This window comes from Paenarthrobacter sp. NPDC057981 (genome assembly GCF_042886835.1).
Taxonomy (GTDB): Bacteria; Actinomycetota; Actinomycetes; order Actinomycetales; family Micrococcaceae; genus Arthrobacter.
On record NZ_JBHVQI010000001.1, the window covers coordinates 293,255 to 312,593 of the forward strand.

8 protein-coding genes are annotated in these 19,339 nt (G+C 60.6%); 4 read left to right on the forward strand and 4 right to left on the reverse strand.

The genetic code is table 11. The annotated features are described in order from the left end of the window. Positions 1–273 precede the first annotated feature (273 nt). The 3 genes from ACFVSI_RS01390 (at position 274) to ACFVSI_RS01400 (ending at position 3,724) form a co-directional block, all read left to right on the forward strand. Positions 274–744 carry a hypothetical protein gene (locus ACFVSI_RS01390; protein ID WP_387819173.1) on the forward strand — a complete coding sequence of 157 codons (471 nt, stop codon included), beginning with the start codon at positions 274–276 and terminating at the stop codon, positions 742–744. A gap of 684 nt (positions 745–1,428) precedes the next feature. Further along, positions 1,429–2,310 (forward strand): hypothetical protein, encoded by an 882-nt coding sequence (locus ACFVSI_RS01395; RefSeq protein WP_387819174.1) that lies wholly within the window; start codon positions 1,429–1,431, stop codon positions 2,308–2,310. A gap of 256 nt (positions 2,311–2,566) precedes the next feature. Next, positions 2,567–3,724: a hypothetical protein gene (locus tag ACFVSI_RS01400; protein ID WP_387819175.1), complete on the forward strand. Its 1,158-nt coding sequence runs from the start codon at positions 2,567–2,569 to the stop codon at positions 3,722–3,724. Between the two features lie 1,672 nt (positions 3,725–5,396). Here ACFVSI_RS01400 and ACFVSI_RS01405 read toward each other — a convergent pair. Further along, a complete protein-coding gene (locus ACFVSI_RS01405; protein WP_387819176.1) occupies positions 5,397–6,056 on the reverse strand; it encodes a hypothetical protein in 660 nt (219 codons plus the stop codon). Between the two features lie 1,372 nt (positions 6,057–7,428). Further along, positions 7,429–11,376, reverse strand: coding sequence for a hypothetical protein (locus ACFVSI_RS01410; RefSeq protein ID WP_387819177.1), 3,948 nt, complete (start codon positions 11,374–11,376; stop codon positions 7,429–7,431). A gap of 399 nt (positions 11,377–11,775) precedes the next feature. Between ACFVSI_RS01410 and ACFVSI_RS01415 the strand changes: the two genes are divergently transcribed. Then, complete coding sequence (locus ACFVSI_RS01415; RefSeq protein ID WP_387819178.1) at positions 11,776–13,596, forward strand: ATP-dependent endonuclease; 1,821 nt, start codon at positions 11,776–11,778, stop codon at positions 13,594–13,596. A 33-nt stretch (positions 13,597–13,629) separates the two neighbouring features. Here ACFVSI_RS01415 and ACFVSI_RS01420 read toward each other — a convergent pair whose 3' ends face one another. Next, positions 13,630–14,907, reverse strand: coding sequence for a TIGR02679 domain-containing protein (locus ACFVSI_RS01420; RefSeq protein WP_387819179.1), 1,278 nt, complete (start codon positions 14,905–14,907; stop codon positions 13,630–13,632). A gap of 38 nt (positions 14,908–14,945) precedes the next feature. Next, positions 14,946–18,884, reverse strand: coding sequence for an SbcC/MukB-like Walker B domain-containing protein (locus tag ACFVSI_RS01425; protein ID WP_387819180.1), 3,939 nt, complete (start codon positions 18,882–18,884; stop codon positions 14,946–14,948). Between the last annotated feature and the right edge of the window lie 455 nt (positions 18,885–19,339).

The following is a 19,339-nucleotide window of genomic DNA, read 5'->3' on the forward strand; positions in this document are numbered from 1 at the left end:
CTAATAGTAGATTTCTCAGACCTCGCATCCACGGGGCCGTGGGGGATTGTCGTTGCCATCATTCTGATTTTGGTCTCGTTCGGACTTGCACTCTATGTATCTGTCCGCAATGACTCTGGGAAAGGTGGCCCTATGGCCGTTATCACTGACTGGTTCTCGGCACTCGCCGGAAATGTAGGCGCTGGCATGGTTGCGACAATCCTCCTAAGCGGATTCCCGAATGCGGCCGCTGTCAGAGCCGACAGCTCCCACCCACGGCGAAGACTAGTTTGAATGTCGCGGGCAACCCCAGTTCTTCGCTGTCGCGATGCAAGTGGCCGCCAAAGCGGCCGCGCGGGACAGTCGAAGTTTGCTCATGAGCTTCGCGACCTCGTCAGCGAATTGCGGGAACACGCAGGGAATGCCGCCCGCGGCGCGGCGATCGTCCCGTTCGCACACCTCAAGGGTGAACCCGGCGCGCTAATAAATGTCTCCTGCCTCGAAGCCCGTCTCGGCGACCTTGCGCTCACCGACAAGCCCGCTGAGAGATTGCGCGCGTCCTTCTGGAGCAGCGCGGAAGCCGGCATGTCTTCCCATCCGGCTGTGGACCGAAGCCGGGCAGGCCAACGGACAGCTGACGTGGCAGATCAATCGTTTGGGGTGATGACTATATTCACCACCCCAAACGGATCCGAGCTAGACCTTCATGGTCTTTCCGCACTTGCTGCAGCGGACAAGTCCATGACTGACTACCTTCACGCCTAAAAACGTGTGACGGCAATACGGGCAGGTAATGGTGGGGACTGAGGGTGCCATTTCTGGCTCCTTTCCTGAATTGGACCCACCGGATGACTACCAATTTCTGCTGGTACTCGCACAGAGGATCTCGCGGCGCCGGACGCGGTTGCGCCGACACACGCGACTCTAGCCATAGGGACTGACACTAATCGCGCTCCATCAAGTTGCAGCCGATGCAAGCTGATCCGGCACAGGAGCGCCGAGTGAAGTTTCTGGATCAGTTCCGGCGTGTGCACCCTGGTTGCGAGAGGCTCCCGGCCGGCGATGATTGGAATACTTGGACGACCAGGCAGGGCCGGAAAGAGCCTGGGAGGAAAGATCGGCGAAGGAGCGTCGAGCGAAGTTTACGGTGCGGGCCAGCGCCCTTGGCGCCTAGGTTGCGCGGAAAATCCTGCCAGCGATGATCGGGTATGAGAATGACAAACAGCCCTTGTTACTCTGGCCTTCCATGCATCGTGCTAAACGCAGCGATATGACGCCGGCCACCAAATTTCAACGCGTTTATCCAGCTTGGACCGGAAGCAAGTCTGTCAGAGAAACGGCCATTACGATGAGAATGCTGCTCCTCGCTGTAACGAAACCTGAGCCAGCCGGCAAGAGCGTGTACCGGCGGCATATGTAACCTGATGATTCTCCAAATACCATTATCTAATGAGCTCACCTACCAACGAAGAGTTGCTGTCTGCAGTAGAGTCCGCAGGCTGGCTGCTAGAACAGCACGCATTGCGAGTCCTCAAGGAACATGAGGCTCACCCAAGGTCTGGATGGGCCTATCAAGACGCCGACGACCCCGCCGTCTCGCGAGAATTGGACGTTTGGGCGTACAGGCAGATGCTCCGCGATGAGGCAAACAAAATCATCGTTGGAGTCACGTTTCTGGTTGAATGCAAGCAAAGTAGCCAACCATATGCGGCCATAGGCCATGTGCTGCCTGAGCACCACTTGCAGAGAAACCCAACTCAGCATGTTTTGCCTGTGCAGAACTTCCCAGTTCAACGTGAAGGAAACACGACTACTTACGCGCCGGCTTGGGGGGCCCTTGGGTTCGACAGCGTCGCACGTGAACACGGTGAAGATCACTTTCGAGCGACGCAACTTACACGACTCGACCGCGTAAAAGGTGGCGCCTGGAGTGCGAACAACAGCGGCATATTCACATCTCTGGTTTATCCTCTGGCCAAGGCACTTAGAGCGACTCAGAAAGGTGCGGTCACTACCGAGTACTACTCCGGAGTTGGGGGTCATCGAGATAAATGGGTCATGCTCGATCTGTGCTTCCCGGTCGTACTCATCAGTGCTGATTTGTTTGTTGTCGATGCTTCGGCCGATACTCCTGAAGTCGCAAAGAAGCCGTGGGTGACCACACGTCGAGAACTAAAAAGCAGGTCGGTCAACGGTGTCTTCGATATTGATGTTGTGACTAGTGAGTCATTTGCAGATTTCGTGAGAGTCAAGCTTGCTTTTTCAGCAGCAATCGCCGACGAGGTCGGCAAGGACCCGCGACGATACGTTGGAGATGAGTGGGTAGCGTAGAACGTTAGTACTCGTGGTCACGCTGCATGTGCCCATGAGGAGCAGTACGAGTAGTTTAGTTCGGTCATATGCGCCGTTATCGGCGACTCAGGCAGTCGTGAGTATAGCCACCTGGACCAGCAGGAAAACTCGAGGCAAACGAACGTCCTACTGCTGGGCACGAGCTGATCCGTCGATACTATGAGTGAAGCGAGTTGAGTGGTTTGATCTAGCCTCGGTCCCGTGCGTAAAGGGGTGAAGACATAGGAGTTAGATTTTGACAGAGATGATGGGGTCGATCGATAGCCTTCCTTTGCGTTCGGCTGCCGATCTGGCGGTCTTGTATAAGTTGGGGCGCGACCGTTTTTGCTTCGCTTGCGGAAAGCAGGTCGAGCCAGGGGTAGATCTATCGGCCGAACACATCGTTCCGCAATGGCTGATACGACAACTCGATCTCACTAAAGGGGGCATGCAGCTTCCAAACTTTGAGAAAGGCACGTCTTTAAGAAGTTTTCTGAGATCTAAAGTCGACTGCTGTCTCACGTGTAACAATGCTCTCTCTAAGAGCTTGGAGCCGCTGGTTAAGGACATCTTGAGTGTGGCTCGCCAAGGCGACCTACGAACGGAGCATCGGCATCTAATGCTCTTGTGGTTGGCTAAGATTTACTACGCAAATTCTTTTGCCGGGATGTCCTTCGCAGATGACCCGAGGCGTATCAACGATCCCACTCATGGCAAGCTGACCCACATGCCGGACCACATTGCCATTCTGGACAACATACAGGCACATCTAGCTAACTTTATTGCTGATCCTGAGGAAGCCACGATGGAAGAACTGGGATCCGTCTTTACGTTCAGATGTCAGTCTACCGTGGAGCCAGACTTCTACTATGGCGACGGCCACCAGCAGATGCCGATCGTAGTATTTCGTTATGGGTCCTTGGGAATCATTGCGTACTTGTCTGGCGGCAACAGGGCGGAGGGAATGTTTGATCGCCGTAGCTTGGCTTGGAACGAAGGCTCAAACCCCTTCGACCTGGATGTTGAGCACATTCAGTCCGCAAAAAGGATGCGCCTTATCAATGAACAGTTACTCGACGTTGCTTCAATTATTGCCCAAATTGGGACAGCGTACTTAGATGCTCCTCCTATCCGCATAGCCGGTATCAAAGCTCGGTCCTACCAAAAGAACTCAGCGTTCGGTGGGCGGATTGTAATTCCATTGCGTCAGTACTACTTTAGATCGCTCCTGGGCGGCAACACCGATTTCTACGATCGCTGGCTGTACAACGGGGGATCTTTATTAGTTGATAGAAGGACTGGTCGTCCAATTAGTTTTTCATATGTGATGGGTCCTGCGGAGGGTGGACTGGCCATGTCGCATGTCCGCCATATTAATGAGAAGAGTCCGGCAAGGAAACGTAGGAATGCTTGAGCATAGGTCCGCGGGCTGAGAAGACATGCCCGGCCCCCTGGCGTAACCTAACTCGCCCATGTTGTCCTCAGTCAAGCGCCGGGGCCTCTTCTGGGCGGGCGGGCGACTCTACCCCCTTGAACTTGAGGCGAACATTAGCGCCGAGAGCACCGTGGGCAGATTCAGCACGCCTACGAAGGGTAAAGTAATTACAATGACGTAATTCCCCTCACGGGTACTCAAGGGGGTCGCACGACAGCTGTTGGATCCAATGAATCGGGCTCGGGGGCAATTGGCTTCCCTTCTGCAGTCCAGCGCGTCATCCAGTCGTCCCCCCTCAAGCGAGGTGGATCTGCTTTGCGCGGCGGCCTGCCAGTTCTTGCATCGTCGGCAGCGCGCAGAAGCTCAGGAGGTTCATCAAGCGGTTTCGGAGATGTGGCCGTGAAGTCGGAGGCAGAATTACGCTCGGAATGGTAGATCCGAGTGGCGCGCCTTTGGAACGTGTAGTTGCCCTCGCAAAAAGTGCTATGCAGACGAACTGTAGTCTGCTCTACGAAGTCAAAAAGTCGGTAGACGGGAATATACAAAGCTGACATTCTCGCAATATCGAGCGTCATCGTTGTATCTGCGGATCAAATTGAGCAGTCGTTCCGGCGCCTGCTCTGAGTCCGTCTGATCGGGACCGCGAGTAAGGAGCCCATGTGCCTCGGTTATCGACTCAACGTCTGAAAGGGGTCTTTGCGAACGGACTTGGGCAATCCCGACCGTTAACTCCATGCCTGTAAGTCGCACGACCCAGCGTTCGATAGCACGAACCCAAAATGGGCGATTCATATCTTCAAATACTAAAATCGCACGAAGCAGTCGACTAAGTAATCGATCCGGCCCGCAGAGTTCATCTATCTGCTGCCCGAAACGTTGTTCGATCTTGTTCAAGGAGCTTTCAACGAAATGCTCAGCTACGAGTTCTCTCTCTCGCTGTACGTCCATTGGGCCCCTCTGAGAGGACTCGATGAAAGCCACAACTATGAGGCTTACGAATAGCGATGACCAGATGTTGTCCACAATGCCTTCTAGCGAAGGCGTGACGGCTGCTAGCCAGGTCGAGTGACTGGCTAGCTGTGTCGCGAGCGCAGTGAGATTTACGACCGCTACATTGTAGAGGTGGATTATCCGCTCGGAAAAGAATAGACCTTTTTTGAACGATGCTCGCAAGCTACCCAATGCCACGGATGAGAAAGTTGCGAGAAGTAGGAACGGGAGGGTCCATAGTTCTGGGTAAAGCTTGTTCAGGAGGCCGCACAACAGCATCGTTACGATCAAGGGTGGCAAATGCCGAAAAAATAGGTAGTACAGTCTCCTGCGTCTCTTCGTGGTCACATAGTCTGACACCGATAGATACCCAGGATGAGCAGGCAGTTGTCCATGGACGCCCGCGAGAGTTGCGCGTCGAATTACCCTGAAGAAGAGATGTATGGCCCACCCGGCGAGGAGACTCATCAGGGTTGCGCTTAGGTAAGTGCTCACTCCGCCAGTTTGCCTTCCACTCTTCGGGCTTGTTTATTAGGTTCCTCCTCCCGGATAACGGCTGTATTCGGCGACGGAGGAGCGGATAGTAGAAGGGATTCTAAGCGTCTTCCATTGTTCATATGGAGGCAACGTCTTGTCCGGGCTATCAAATCGTCCACAGTGTCTACCCTGGCCCCATCATGGCGCTACCCGAAAACTGACGCGCAGTGAACGACCTTCCTTTGATCAGCTTCACAGTTGGAAACGAAAGCCAGTTTTCTCTGTGTCTGACAGTTATTGAATTCGTGGCAATACCCAGCCACTTTAATATCCTTAAGGCGTGCTGGTCTGTGAGTTCCAACCCGTTGCCAACTTGTACGTCGACCCGATCGATTTTAAGGCCCTTGGCTCTCACATAGATCGATATGTTGAATGACGGGTACGCTGTCTGCAATCCGCCCAGAAGGTCGGGGAGGAGGCCGACAATTAAAGATGCGGTGTCATGATGTGTGTCTGCTGTTTGGCGTCGTAAAGGTACATGATCCGCAAGGATCGTCACGATAACTGGCGGACGCATCCGTCTACGTGTAATCGTTGCCGCCCTGGTGCGCCACGCCAGCACCTGTTTGACGACCGTTCCCAGAAGCCCCGCAAGCTTGGCAAGAGGTCCGATGCTGTCCATCAGCCCCGGCCCGCCCGTGGTTGAACCGATTGGCACTACAATCGCCTCGGCATTATTCAGGCCAAGTTGGTCAAAAAATTTCCCAACATACTCGGACACGGACGCGCTTTCGGGCTGGATCAGCAGTGAAACCGGTCTGCAACGCACGTGGAATCCGATCACGTCCCTAGGAAGATCCTCATAGTCAGGCCAAAACCGTTGGCTCCAATTCGCGGCCGCACACATATACGTACTCTCCATCGTAAAAGGACTGCTTAATGTAGCTTACGCATTCCCGAGCCGCTACGCCGTCCCATTGCCGTGAAGCTGGTTCTAGTTGACAGATGTTTATCACGACCAGTCGCGGTCGACGGAGCTTCCGTATAGCCTACTCTTCGGGCGAGGACCTAATCTGACGAGAATCGGACGCATCGCAGAGCTGTTCCCTTGTGGCCTGCCGCAGAAATCGTACCAATTGGACTGGGAGTGGATTAGGACGCTAACCGTCCACGAGCGCGGCTGCCGATGAGTCGCCTGTTTGCAGGGTTTCCGCCCGAAATTCCAGCGCGTTGTTGCTAGTCAGACCGAATCTCACTGGAGTCGCTCGGTACACGACGGCCCAGACGAATGTGGCCAAGGGTTACATTTCAGTTGGCAAAGGGCTCGCTTTGCCTCAAGCGGCATTGTTTATTGTCATCATGATGTCGCTACAGGAGTCCGACCTGCGGATGTTGGCCACATCAACGTCCCGGAGTCCTTTACTTCCCGCACGACGGAGTTGGTAGCGATCACGATTCTGTTGGTTCGGCTTAGCAGCGTCCTGCCGCGGGCTGGGGGAGCGTCTCGGAGTTGATGGATGTTTCTTGCAACGCTCGAGCCTTTTGCGGCGGACCGACAGGGGTTCCGGCACCACAGGACAGGGCAAAGAGGGAGTGTGCACCATGTGCACACCTTTCGCCGCGGACTCGCCCGTACAGCCGCCGGACTGCCCCGGATTCCGCAGGTTTCCGCGGGATCCCAGTGTTTAGAAGCCCGGGAATCGCGTTCGAGTCCCACCTCGGGCACAGTGTTTCCGCAGGTCAGAAGATTTTTTGACGTTTTACTGTGGACAAAACTTGACTAGTTAGAATTCCAAGCGTATAATGGCTGCGGCATGTGTTGGCAGGCGGCCCGGGGTCTATGCTGCGACACCTGTCGCCTGGGTTCGACACACGGGCAAAGTTCCAACATGCGCCGTGAAAGCACTCACTAATCGATGATTCCAGGCGTCCCTGCGCCGTCGAAATCGGGCTAACTTGCCGAACGGCCGGGACGCAGTTGATTCCCATAGCGGGGATACTCGGGTCAGTGAAGTAGCCGGCAACCGCCACGAGATGACCCTACTTACCTTCATTGTTCCGTACGACTTTCACGGAGGCGGCGCCGGCAATACTGGACAAAAGCTGTGGGACGATGCTTTTGAGAGCTGGAGGTTGGACTACTACGGCGAACTCGTCCCGCCTCACACAATCAGTTGTCAGAGCCGCACGCCTGTCATGACCTGTTGCCAGCCCAACTACGTGTCGTCGCGTACATACCTTTCGGCCCTGCGATCTTCTCGGCTCGCATCATCCTCATACTCGGTGGCGAGGCCTTCGAGTAGAGCTCCGGCGCGAGGCCACCTGCTGGAGACCTTCCCAGCCCAGTCGTGGTACTGTTCCGCGATGGTGCGCTCCTGGTTTCCACCGGAGTAGATATGCCTTCCGGCTACGCCGCGTTGGTTGAAGCGACGGATCGCGAGATGGTTCTCGAGGTTGTCATCAAGCTCATGCTCGAGGACCGCGCGGACCGCTTCGGACGGCCAGGTCCCGTCAGCATCAGTGATCGGGGCGGCCAGGGCTTCGCCGATGACCATTGACGCGACACCAGCGCGGCCGACCCTTTCAAGTTCGACCCGTGCCTGGTCGACCCAAGCCTGGACGTTTTCGGCTGTCGGCGATTCCCCTCCGTCAGAGCCGGGGAGTGGACCATTCCAACTGCGCAGCAGCATGAAGAAAGCTTCGCTTAAGCGCCGCGCCGCTGAACTCGACGCCATATGGTGGACAGACTCCGGCGCCTCCTCGGTATCTGAGCCCCCGGAGTTGGCAAAATCCTCTTGGTCGGGCTTGTAGCAGTGGCTGACTGCCTGTGCGAAGAGTTCAGGCTTGCGTGCCAATTCTCGGTGTGCGGCCCTAGGCACGCGTTGGTCGTCGAGCACCGGTAGGTAGAAGAACTCAAGTTCCGCAAGAACCTCGTCAGATACCCCGAGGTGTTCGAGCCGGTTGAGGAGACGACCGATGATGTAGTCAAAGGAGTGACCACCGAGTTCTGGCTTTTCTTGCGTCGCGGTCATGGGAGCGCGGAGCACCCGAACGATGAGCTCTGCCGACAGACCGGGATCATCTCGTACGCCTGCGGCCACGATCGCACTGAAGGGCCGGTCGAACTCCAGGAGTCCCGCACAGACACGCTCCACCGTCGCGGCGTCCGCCATGTAGGGATTCATGCTCAGCCAATAAAGCTTGCGCTGCTCAGGTTCTACCTTATCGACGATGTCGAGGACCTCAGAGTCAAGCCGGGAGCAGAGAAGGAGCGGAGCCGCTAGGGTGGGCCGCCCCGCGATTCGCGCCCTGACCCACCCGAGGTCGTTCGTGCGTTGCGCCATAAACCCGGTGACGAACGATCCACCAACCAGAGATTCTGCTGAATTCTCGCCGAGCAGATCGAGCATGCTCTCATCAACCGTTGCTGTCGCCTCCGCGAGTGCCTTGCCGACGTAGCCTGGGGCTTGAACGTGGCTGGCGAACTCAGCCACATGCTCGAGGCCGTTAGACAGCAGGCCCAGGACGACATCGCGACGACGCTCCTCCAACGGCTGCACCTGATTCCCCGGCACGGGCTTACGTGAGGTCTCCTGATCTTCAGCATCTACGTTGTTCAGTTCGGCGTCGAACTCCTCCTCGTAGTTGGAGCTGAAGGTGAACAGCAGTGCTGCCTGGTCAGCGTCCAGGTCGACCCCATGATCTTCTAAGAACCGTTCAATTAGGCTCAGCTCCTGCGGCGAAATCGCCCATCCCGCAGAGCTGTGCCGGCGGTGGTCCTTCACGGTCGCCTTCAGTGTTTCGATGACCTGGCTGTGGCCAGTATCATCAAAGTCATTCCACCTTGTGCCGAGCATGTCGAGGACCCGCGCCAAGTCAGCGCGCGAGAACTTGCCGATGAGTGCTGCAGCAGCGGGGAGGCCGTCAGGAGCACCGTCGAGCAGACGAGTACAGATAGCGCTGAGCGAGTCGGCCCATTCAGCACGCGTCGTGTGTCCGCGGACAACGGACCAGGTACGGTAGCGCGGGCCGGACGGGATGATGCCGCCGCCACGGTCTTCGGCGAGCTCCTTCAGCAGGGTCGTCGCGTGCTCCGGGACAGATGCTATGACCGCATCTACAACGTCGAGTCGGTTGCTGGCGTTGATGGCGCCGTCGGGCCGAATCAGGCTGAGGGTTGAGACCAGCGATGAGCTAGGGCGGTTGGCCCAGCGACCACCCGGGTCGAGGACCGCGAGGCGCGCGAGAACGACGCAGACCCTGGAGACGAGATTAGGTGCGCACGCCAGGGTCTCCAGAGCCCACAGAAGTGATGAATGCGAACTGCGGACATCTCCCAGCAGGGACTCGCTCTCGACGAAAAGCTCCATGACCGGTGGATCGTCCATGTGCAGCGATGCTTCCACCGCGTCGAGAAATGCTTCCGGAGCAGCCTCTGCTAGTTGCTGTAGCACATCGACGAGCGTCAGCCAGCGGGTCCTATCGGCCTCGGTGAGCAGCATGCGCACCGCCATGGTTGCGACCGCCTGACCGGACTGGTGACCGGCGACCAACTCCCTGCCAACGACCGCGCCCAGAACGGCGAGCGTCGTGGCCATGCCGCGGCGAAGCATTCTGGAGTACCGGCGACGGGGACGGTTCTCGTCGAAGAGCAGTTTTAACTTCTCTTTGCCGGACAATTCCCACTGAGGGTCCGGTTCGGTCAAGACCTTCTGAACTGCATCGGCGAATACTGTCACGTCATCGACCGTCATCATCGGCAACAGGGAGTCCCATGCGTCAATTACGTCTGTGAAGTCCCAACGGTCCTGCAAGACGCTCAGCGGTGCGTCCTCGATAACCGTTAGTGGCACCAGAACCTTACTCAGCGCGCGCCAAGACTCGTACCCGGACAATGCCATCAGGACTTCCCGGTCGCCCGGTGCCGACGCACTCCACCCGCCGGCAAGCAGCATCGACGCCAGAAGCGTTGCATGTGTGGAATCCGCCCACGTCGGGACCCGGCGTCCGTACCTGCTCAAACGCCGCCGAAGAGACCCCAGGTTGCGTCTCGAACCGACCGCAAAATCCTGGGCCTTGTAGAAATCGACTCCCGTTTCATGCCAGGCGGCGGTGGCCGCGGAGGGGTCTAACGACGCGAGCCGACCCGTCTGACGTGCAGCCCGCGCACGTTGCGGAATCACCACGTGGTGACCGACGTCGACTGCATCCGCGACCGAGTCAGGGATGAACAACGGGACAAGGATGTGCGGGACAGCGTGGGTGCTCCACCTACGCCAACCGTTCGCGTCTTCTATTACTATCATCCGCTCCCGCAGCGCCTCCAGCTTCTCGGGCCTCCGGATGGCAGGGTCTGCCGTCGGTTCATCGGTCGACTCGGCGTCATCTGTGTCGTCATCGGCGTGGCTGCGGACTTCGGTGTCCTCTAGACCGTCGGGCGCGGTGTCCGATTTGGCGCCGGGTCCGAGCAGTACCGCTGCGGCCACGAATGCGACCGATTCCTCGACGCTCGATGCTGCAACTGGAACGACACTTGGGGCAGCGTCGAACGCATCGAGAACGCGGATGACGTCCTGGCGCCGCCCAGATGTTAGAACGGCGGGCGGAGTGTTCGGGTCGGTCTGTCGGCTCCATCTGTTGAACCAGTCACCGATGCCGGTGTCGCCGAGCGAGCCCAGACCGTGGTGCTCGCGGAACCACGCCTCCACGCCGGGGTAATCCTCCATCCACAGCGCCAGTTCGTCCGCCGTGAGGATTCTGATGTCCTTCCAACCGTCGCCCTGAGCCACTTTGCTGTTGACCCAGTCCTCGCCCGATCCCCACCGGCGACTTAGGACGCATACATACGTAGTGGTTGCGCGTATTGTCGCCGGAGTCTGCTTCGTGCGCTTTTCGTAGTCTTCGTTAGCCTTCGCAAGCCTCTCGGCGTTCGTGCCCATCTCCCAGACCGAGTCCCCGGCAGGAACGTAAGGAGCTGCGCCGTCCTGGACATGCACGACACCGTCGAGCCCAGACAGGGCGACACTCTCGGCGGCCGGCATCCGGATGAAATCTGGTCGTGAAGAGGCCATGATGAGACGCCGCACTAGGGTCGGCAGATGCGCCTCGGAGTCCTTGCGGCGAGACCAGTCATCGAGGTCCGTCGACGTCACGCGCACACTCACGACCACCTCCTAGAAGGCGGGTCACCGCCACTGAACGATCACCAGCAAGAACTTGCCTCGCCGTAACGAAATGAAGGGAGCGCCACATATCCAAGGCAAGCATCACCGTAAGACTAGGCCCAACACGTTTGACAAGTACAGCCAAGCGCCCAGACTGAAGCCGAAGACAGAGGCCTACGTAACTGGCTCGACGGTGTTCCATGGTGCTTGTCTACCCGCTGGGGCTTGCCGTGATTGGTAGAGAGTGCTGCCGCGCACCATCGGGTTAACGGTCGGCGGGCGTGGCAACGAGGGCGTCGTTATAGCGTTTGTCCTCGGTTCGCTTGTGGTGCAGCCGGCCGGTGTCGTCGCTCCCATTCTCCCGGCAGCTGCGCCTCTATCGCCTATATACTGACCGGCGTGCATATTGATCGCGTTGACGTCGAGCGGCTGCTGGGGTTTGAGAAGTTGAGCATTGAGGTGGATCCGCAGCTCCAGCTGATTGCTGGTCCTAACAATGCCGGCAAGTCATCACTGCTCCGCGTGTTGGAGACCTTTTTCGCCAACCCGGACGGGTCGGATCTGCTGCGGTTGAAGCCGTTGCACGAATACTACGTGCAGGGAGGCCCCAGGATGCTGTCCAGCATCACGGTGCATTTCGGGGGACTGACCGCTCCTGAGCAGGAGCTTTTCGCCGACGCGATCCTCAAGAATGGCACTTTCTGGATCAAAATCTCATGTTCACGGGGTGGGAACCTTACTTACGACGCGAGTCGAAGATCAACGCGGGCGAGTGAACTGTATAAGTCGGTCCTGCAGTCTTTCAGCTTCGTGAAGATCCCGTCTGTTCGCGTCAGCGAAACAGGGCAGGGTGAGAACGACCAATCACTGGTCAGGCTGTATGAGACGCTGGAGGGTGTGCTCGTAAGATCAGGTGGCTCGCGCAAGACTCAGCTGCAGAAGGAGTTCGAGGACGCGATCAAGCCGGTTGAGGACCTTGTACACAGGGTTCTGAGCGAGTCGGTTGATGCCGTGGCGACGGAGCTTCCGTTTAGGGAGCGAGAGCTTGGTATTACTTTGCCTGACTCTAAGCATGCTCTTCGAGGGATGCTCCAGGAAGCCGTGATTACCAGCCGTGACGAGGTCGTGGTGTCGATCGCTGAACGCGGTACCGGCTTCCAGTCCGCGATGGTGCTCGGGATCCTTCGGTATGTTGCCTCTCAGAGCCAACAGGCGGATGGAAATGTAGTGTTCGCGATAGAGGAGCCTGAAGCCTTCCTCCATCCGCAGACGCAACGGGCAATGGCAAAGATCCTGCGGGAGATCTCAGCAGGTGCGCAGCTCCTTGTGACTACCCACAGCCCTGTCTTGGTGGATTCATTCTCGGTTCGCCGCATCGTACGGCTTCCGCTCAGTTCCGGTGGCACCAACTACACCGCGCGTCGTCAGGAGCTGACAGAGGCTGAAGAGGGCCGGCTGACCAGATACTGCGACGCAACAAACAGTGAGCTCATCTTCGCGAACTCGGTTGTTCTGGTAGAGGGCCATGGTGACAAGCTCTTGATCGACCATCTCCTCGCTCGCATCACCGGGGGGGCGGGCGGTCACTACGCAATGGGTATCGCCGTCATTGAAGCGTCGGGCATCGACACCATCAAGCATCTCGTGGGTCTGGCGCAGTACTTCGGCGTTCGTGCCTACGTGATCACTGACAAAGACGGCGTGCACAAGCCCGGCGGCCAAGGCAAGCGCGTGTTGCTGGAGATCCTAAAAGCCAGAGATCCCGCCCCGTCGCAGAGTGAGCTTCAGGCGTTGCACGGCTTGGCGGATGCAACGGTATCGAACTTGAAGGCCGCACTTGAGCAGCAGGCGAGTCTCAATCGCGGCCTTGCAAGGTGGGATGCGTTCATTCTGGCATCCGATCTTGAAGGACTGCTGCTCGACACGATCGGTCAGAAGAAGCTCGCTGAGATGCTCGGACCGGCGGGCGAGAACGAGTTTGACCAAGCGGCGTCGGATAGATATGCGTCAGGCGCCACAGGCAAAGGGGAGTTGGCGGCTTGGCTTGGCTCGAAGGGATGGAACTCCACCGGCAAGAAGTCGGGGAAGGTTAAGCCTCACTTGCCGTCGGCTCTCCTGAGAGAGCACCTTGCCACACGGAAGACCGTCCCTCAGGCGGTTAAGCCGCTCGATGACTGGCTTCGCGCGATCATGAAGGATCACGAGCGCTCACCGCTCTGATAATTGTCGTTGGCGCGGCTTTCTTAGCAGCTCCTAGGACTGAGCTGCAGCATTGTTCGTCAGGTCGGTTAGCAACGCCGTCAATCTCTCCTCCTCGAACATGCCGTCCTCCGAGGGTAACCAAGGATGTACGAGTGGTCCGTACCTCTGTCCAATTACTGCTTTCACCTCCGTCGCGATTTGGTCACCGGCAACGTCCCGATCGGTACTTAGAAGGATTTGAGCTCCCGCGGCCGCGACGGCGGACAACACCGACCACGCCGCAGATGATGGGCGTCCATACAGGCACACGAGGGGCGGGCAGGAGGCTCCGAGCCGATTGGCCGCCGCCTCGATCACCGAGGGGTTCTCGCACACACGCACGACCAGCTGGTCGGGCTCCCAACCATTGGACTGGCAGCGCCGGAGACCAGTCTTGCTGGTCCCGTTCATTGCCGTATGGCATGGCTCAACGGTCATTCGTGCGGTCAGCCAGATAGGCTCCCCAGCCACAGCCGATACCGCTGCGAGCGCAGGATTGATGCCATTCAGCGGCAAATTGAGCACTAGGACCGTAGATGACACCTGGTCGCAGGTGATCCCGGCGCGCGTCCAAGTTCCACGCCACGACTTAGCCTGAAGCACCGACCCCGCAGCGTCGACGGCGGCGACTGCCAGTGCGTCCTCAGGCACTTTTTTCATAACTGCTTCGACACCGCCGCCGGGTGCCTCGCTTTGGTCGAGCCAGGCGAACGTCGCGGCGAGGAGGCGGGCGACCGCGCGACCTGCGGGCTGGTCCCGGTCGAGCGCATGTGGGTCGAGGAGCGTCTGGCCGGCAAACTCGGCCAGCCCAACTGTGTCGAGCTGGCTGTGCGAGCCGCCGGGCTGTGTCGGCAGTGCGGACCAGGCGGCAGCAACGATGCCTGCGACCGTCTGCGGGTCCGAGCCGAGCCAACGACGCACGACTGCCAGCTCCGCGATGGGTCGAAGGACCCCGGCGTTGGCCAGCAGATCGACGACATTGGAGCGCGTTTGCTCTTTCGCACGGGCCACCAGCCGTCGCTCGGTCGGTTTGTCCCGCAGCGGCCCACTGACCTCGGTCATCAGCCCGGTCAGGTCCGCCCCCGCCTTGGTGAGTGCATCCCGCAGGAGCCGCAGCGTGACGGGCTTGTTCGAGATCTCCCACGCAACGCCGAGCATCCGTCCCACGTCTTCACGTTGGTCCTCGACGACCGCCACCTGCACCCGGTCACCAGTCTTGCCTGCTTCGACCTTCTCCCGCACCTCGGCCAAGAGCTTCGCGGAACCGGGACGGCGAGCCCATCGCAGCACCGCCTCCGGCACCGCTCTGTTCTGGTTGGGGCTGACGGTCACTCCCACAGCCCCTGATGTTGGCGGTGGGCGTCAGCGGAGCCGACGCCGTCGCTGTTCTTATCGTCCGAGGCAAGCACGGCCGTAGTGCTGTCGACGGGAGCCCAGGTGTGTGGGGCCATTGGCACGCGCTCCTGGGTGCCGCCAGCGAACAGCCATAGGCCTAGGTCTACACCGGGCAGCGGCGCCGGCGCCCGGTTGACCATCCACACGGCCGCGGAGGGCACGTGCCGGGACGCGACTAGGGTCTTCGGGCCGGCGAGGAGGAAGTCGAAGTCGAACTCGACCAGCATGCCAAGTAGGCTGGAGATGTTGCCTGGGTCGAGACCGTCGAATGCCTCATCGAGCCAGAGCGGCCGCGGAGAGGTCGGCGACGTCTGGTATAGGGTCGCGAGCGTGGCCAGCAGCGGCTGCACCATCGTCATCACTTTCCCGCCACCGGAGTCCTGTCCGTGCCGGGCGGAGGTGAGCTCGGTCCACTTCTGCGACGCGCCCTCCTTCGCACTCGCCAGGACCCGCCATTCCGTGACGACTGCGAACCAGTTGCGGTAGTCGAGGTTGTCTACCAATAGCTCCTTCCAGTCCTGCCCGGTCGCATGCCCCTCGTCCTGTGCCGCGCGGATCTGTCCTGCGAGGAAGGCCTGAACCTGCTCCTGGACCGCGGGGGAGTCGATGCCATCGGTCAGGAGGCGCTGGAGAACCTGGTAACCGCCGACATGCTCGGGGACCGCTTTGCGCTGCAGCCGGACGACGGTGCGGGTCGAGCCGGTCGGGTGTTTGGAGAGTACGACGTTGACGTCATTGATCAGTTTCTCGGTCTCCTTCACCTTCCCACGCAGGTGATCGACGAACGTCGAGGAGAGCAGTTCCTGCATCACCTCGTGCATTTGCTCGTCATGGAGCTCGCCGAGCTCGGCGGCCTTTGCTTCCAGCGCCCGGACCGCTGCAGCTGGCTCGAGCGTCGTGCCGGAGGAGTCGACCATGACTCGAACTTGCGGCAGGCCGGTGTCCTCGTCGTGCTCGATAAAAGCGGTCCGGCCGCCGGTCCGGTGCAGCGTGTTGTTCAGGGCCACGAGGTCCTGCCCGGAGAGCCGGTCGCGGAGCCGGTTGAGGATCTGGTCTCGTTCCTTGTCGCCAGCGGTGCCGGCGGTCGTGTCGGGCCAGCCGCGCGGCGGACGCCTATCGGCGCGCAGAGCGCGGACCTGGTTCACCGCCGCACTCAGCGTCCGGGTCGCATCTTCCGTGTCGATGCCTCGGGCGGCGGCGAAACCTGCGTCTACCGGGACCCACCAGGCGGCGAGCTTTTCGCTCCGGGATTCCTCGGCCTTGCGCCGCTTGTCCTCGATGGTCTCGAGGACACTGGTGGCCTTGACGACTTCCCTGCCAAGGTCCCGAATCCGGATGTTGAGCTTCTTACGCTCGTCCTCGAGCTCCTCGATTCGGGCGTCGAGCCGTTCAGCGTTTGCGAGCAGTTCTTGGTCCGTGGACTCAAGCGAGTCCTCGGCTGCTTGTAGTGCGATGTCGAGGTTTTCCCGTCGTGACTTGGAGACAAGGGCGAGGTGTTCGGCTTCGTCGGCGGCGGCACGGAACTGGTTGGCAAGCAACTGTTTCCCGTCGACGTTACGCTGCTCGCGTGCCAGCTCGGAGACGCGGAACCCGAGCCGGTCGGCCTCGAGGCGCGCTTGGTGGAGTGCGGTTTCAGTCTCTGGGAGCCGGGTCACGATTAGGTTGTGCTTGGCGGCGTATTCGACGAGGTCGGCCTGCGCCTGGTCCTTCGCGCCCTCGGCCGCCTCGGCGGTCTGGTTCCTGGCGTATCGGTCGCGCTCTGCAGCCTCGAGCTCGGTGGCTGCGGAGGCCAGCGCCCGCGCGGCATCGATAAGCGCGATGTCGTCGGGTGCAGTCTGCGCGAGCAAGTGCAGCCGCTCCGCAAGTTCCCGGTTCCGTTCGGCGTTCCGGGTGTGCTCCTCTGCGTCCTCGCGCTCCTTGTGCGCCTGTTCTCGTAGCTCGGAGACCCGGCGAGCACGGGCTGTTTCCCGGGCGGACGCACCCAGCAGGCTGGCTCCGTTGGCGGAAGGGACTGCACGTCCGGTCGTGGTCGGCGTCATCCAGGAGCCATCACTGGCAACGTGAACACATGCTCCCCGAGCTCCGTCATGATTAGTACCACTAGCCCGGGTGTCAGCCGTCTTAATGGTGTGTTTGTGCCAGATTACCGAGTCGAGCACCCACCCTGCGGTCCTGGCTAGCGCGGCAAGCGGCTGGCCATTTTGGACCTTCTCGGCTAACGTCAGGACCGCCCGAAGCCGGTCGTCGTCGGGGTGATCGGATGGGGTGGCGAGGGTGAGGACTTGTTCGTGCCCGTCGCGGTCAGCGGCCCAGAGTCCGTCGGGGGTCACCCAGGCGTCGAGGAGGCCGGCGCCGGCGAGTGCTGCCTCGAGGCCGGCGATCTGTGTGTCGGTGAGGTGGGGGAGCGGATCGAGCAGTTCCCACACTGGTGCACCGGCTGGCCCCGACGTCGGACGGGTGCGTCGCTGCCACAGGTGTGGGTCGGTGGGAACGGGAACCGGCTCGGCTTCGACCTGCGACGCCTCGGCGTTCAGTTTCTCCGCCCGGTCGATGGCCGCGGCGGCGGCGTTGTGGGACGTGATTGCAGCGGCGGTGACTGGCTCGAGCTCTGGGGTTAGCCACTCGTCACGGACCAGGCGCGCGAGTGTCTGCGCTGGCCGCGGCTGCTCGCACGCGGAGATGACCATGGCCAGCCACCGTTCACGGGACGGTGCGTTCGGGGGTGCCACCCGCTCGAGCTGGCTGACGGCTGCGGCCCAGACTTCGAGCTCGTCGGAGAGCGCCTGGGCGGCGCTCTCGTAGCCGCCCTCGGCGGCCTGGTGTGCCACCTGGCGCTGGTGTTCGCGTCTCTCCGCGTCGGCGAGCAGGGCAAGCGTGCGCTCGTGCCGGTTGGTCGCCTCCTTGACCTTATCGGCGCGGCGGCGGGCGTGCGCGACATGCTCGGACCGGTGTCGGATGGCGGTCAACAGTCGCTGGCTGTCGTGAGCCGCCGCCCAAGCTGCTGCGCCCGGGAGGCCGGCGCCGGTGCCTGCGGTCGTGGCTAGCTCGACCTGGGCGGTGAGCTCCTGCTTGGTCTGCTCGAGGTCGCCCCGAGCGCGCCCGAAGTCGGCGTCGGCCTGGTGGGCTGTTGCCCGGGCGTCGTTAGCGGTCTTGGCGCGTTCTCCCTCTTCCTTGCGGGCACGCTTCGCCTGCTCGGTTAGATCTACGACCTGACGGCCGGCCGAAGCGGCGGCGTGGTAGGCCCTGGATGCGATGAGGGTGTTGCGGCGACTGTTCGTGATCCTGCGGTCGGCTTCGTTCTCCTGTTCGGCGGCCTCGGCGGCCTCGCATTCCTCGCGGGCCTTCTTCTCCTGCTGTTCTGCGCGGCTGCGTTCGCGGGTGACGTCGTCGAGGATGGTGACTGCGGAGACCAAGTCGTCGGCGGCGCGGCGGAGGAGCGCGTCGGCCCAAGGGTTCCACGTCGACCGCAGATAGGCAGTGACCGCCTCCTGTGCCTCGCGAGCGTCATCGCGGTCTTGGGCGAGCTGACCAAGCTGGTCCCATCCGTCTGCGAGCTCGTTGATCTCGGAGGTGTCCAGCGGTGGGAGTGCCTCCCGGATCCGGTCGACGACCCATGAAGGGTTCAGCCGGTTCCCGAGCTTCGGCGTGCGCAGAGTCTTCAGCAGCTCCACAACCGTGCGTAGGCGTTGCGGATCGGTGAATCCGAACAGGACGGAGGCGACGGTCTTGACGTACTCTTGGCCGTTCGGGTGCCGGGCCAACCCGGGCAGGGTAGGTAGGTCGGCGGCAGGGACAGCCGCCTGCTCCCGCAACAGCGTCAGACCGGCCCGGATCCGTTCGGGTCCGCGGTGGGTGATCCAGTGCTTCGCCACGGTTGGGGAGGTCCGTCGTGCCTGCACGAACAGCAGCGTGGTGAAGTACTCGGGACCATTCTCGCCGCGGCGGCCGTACTCGACCCAGGTCCAGCCGCGGTTCAGCTGGTCCTTGGTCGGGCGTCGGTCCTTCGGGTCGTCGGTCGGCTCGAGGTAGTAGCGAAAGGTGCGGTGCGACTCCCCGAACGTGTCGACATACCTTGGAGACAGGTCGCCGGTGAGCATGGTCAGGGTCGTCATCGTCATCATCGTCGACTTGCCCTGCTCGTTGCCGCCGACGAACTGGGCGCGTCCGTCCGCAGTCCAGTACTCCGCGGCATCGAACTCCCACATGTTCACCACTCCGGCGCGCAGCTGCTGCCATCGGTCCCGGCCTGGCTCGGGCAGGCCCCCGCTGATGGCCGCCTGCCGCCACACGCGCAGGGTCTCGTCGTCTGTCAGATCGAGCGTGATGG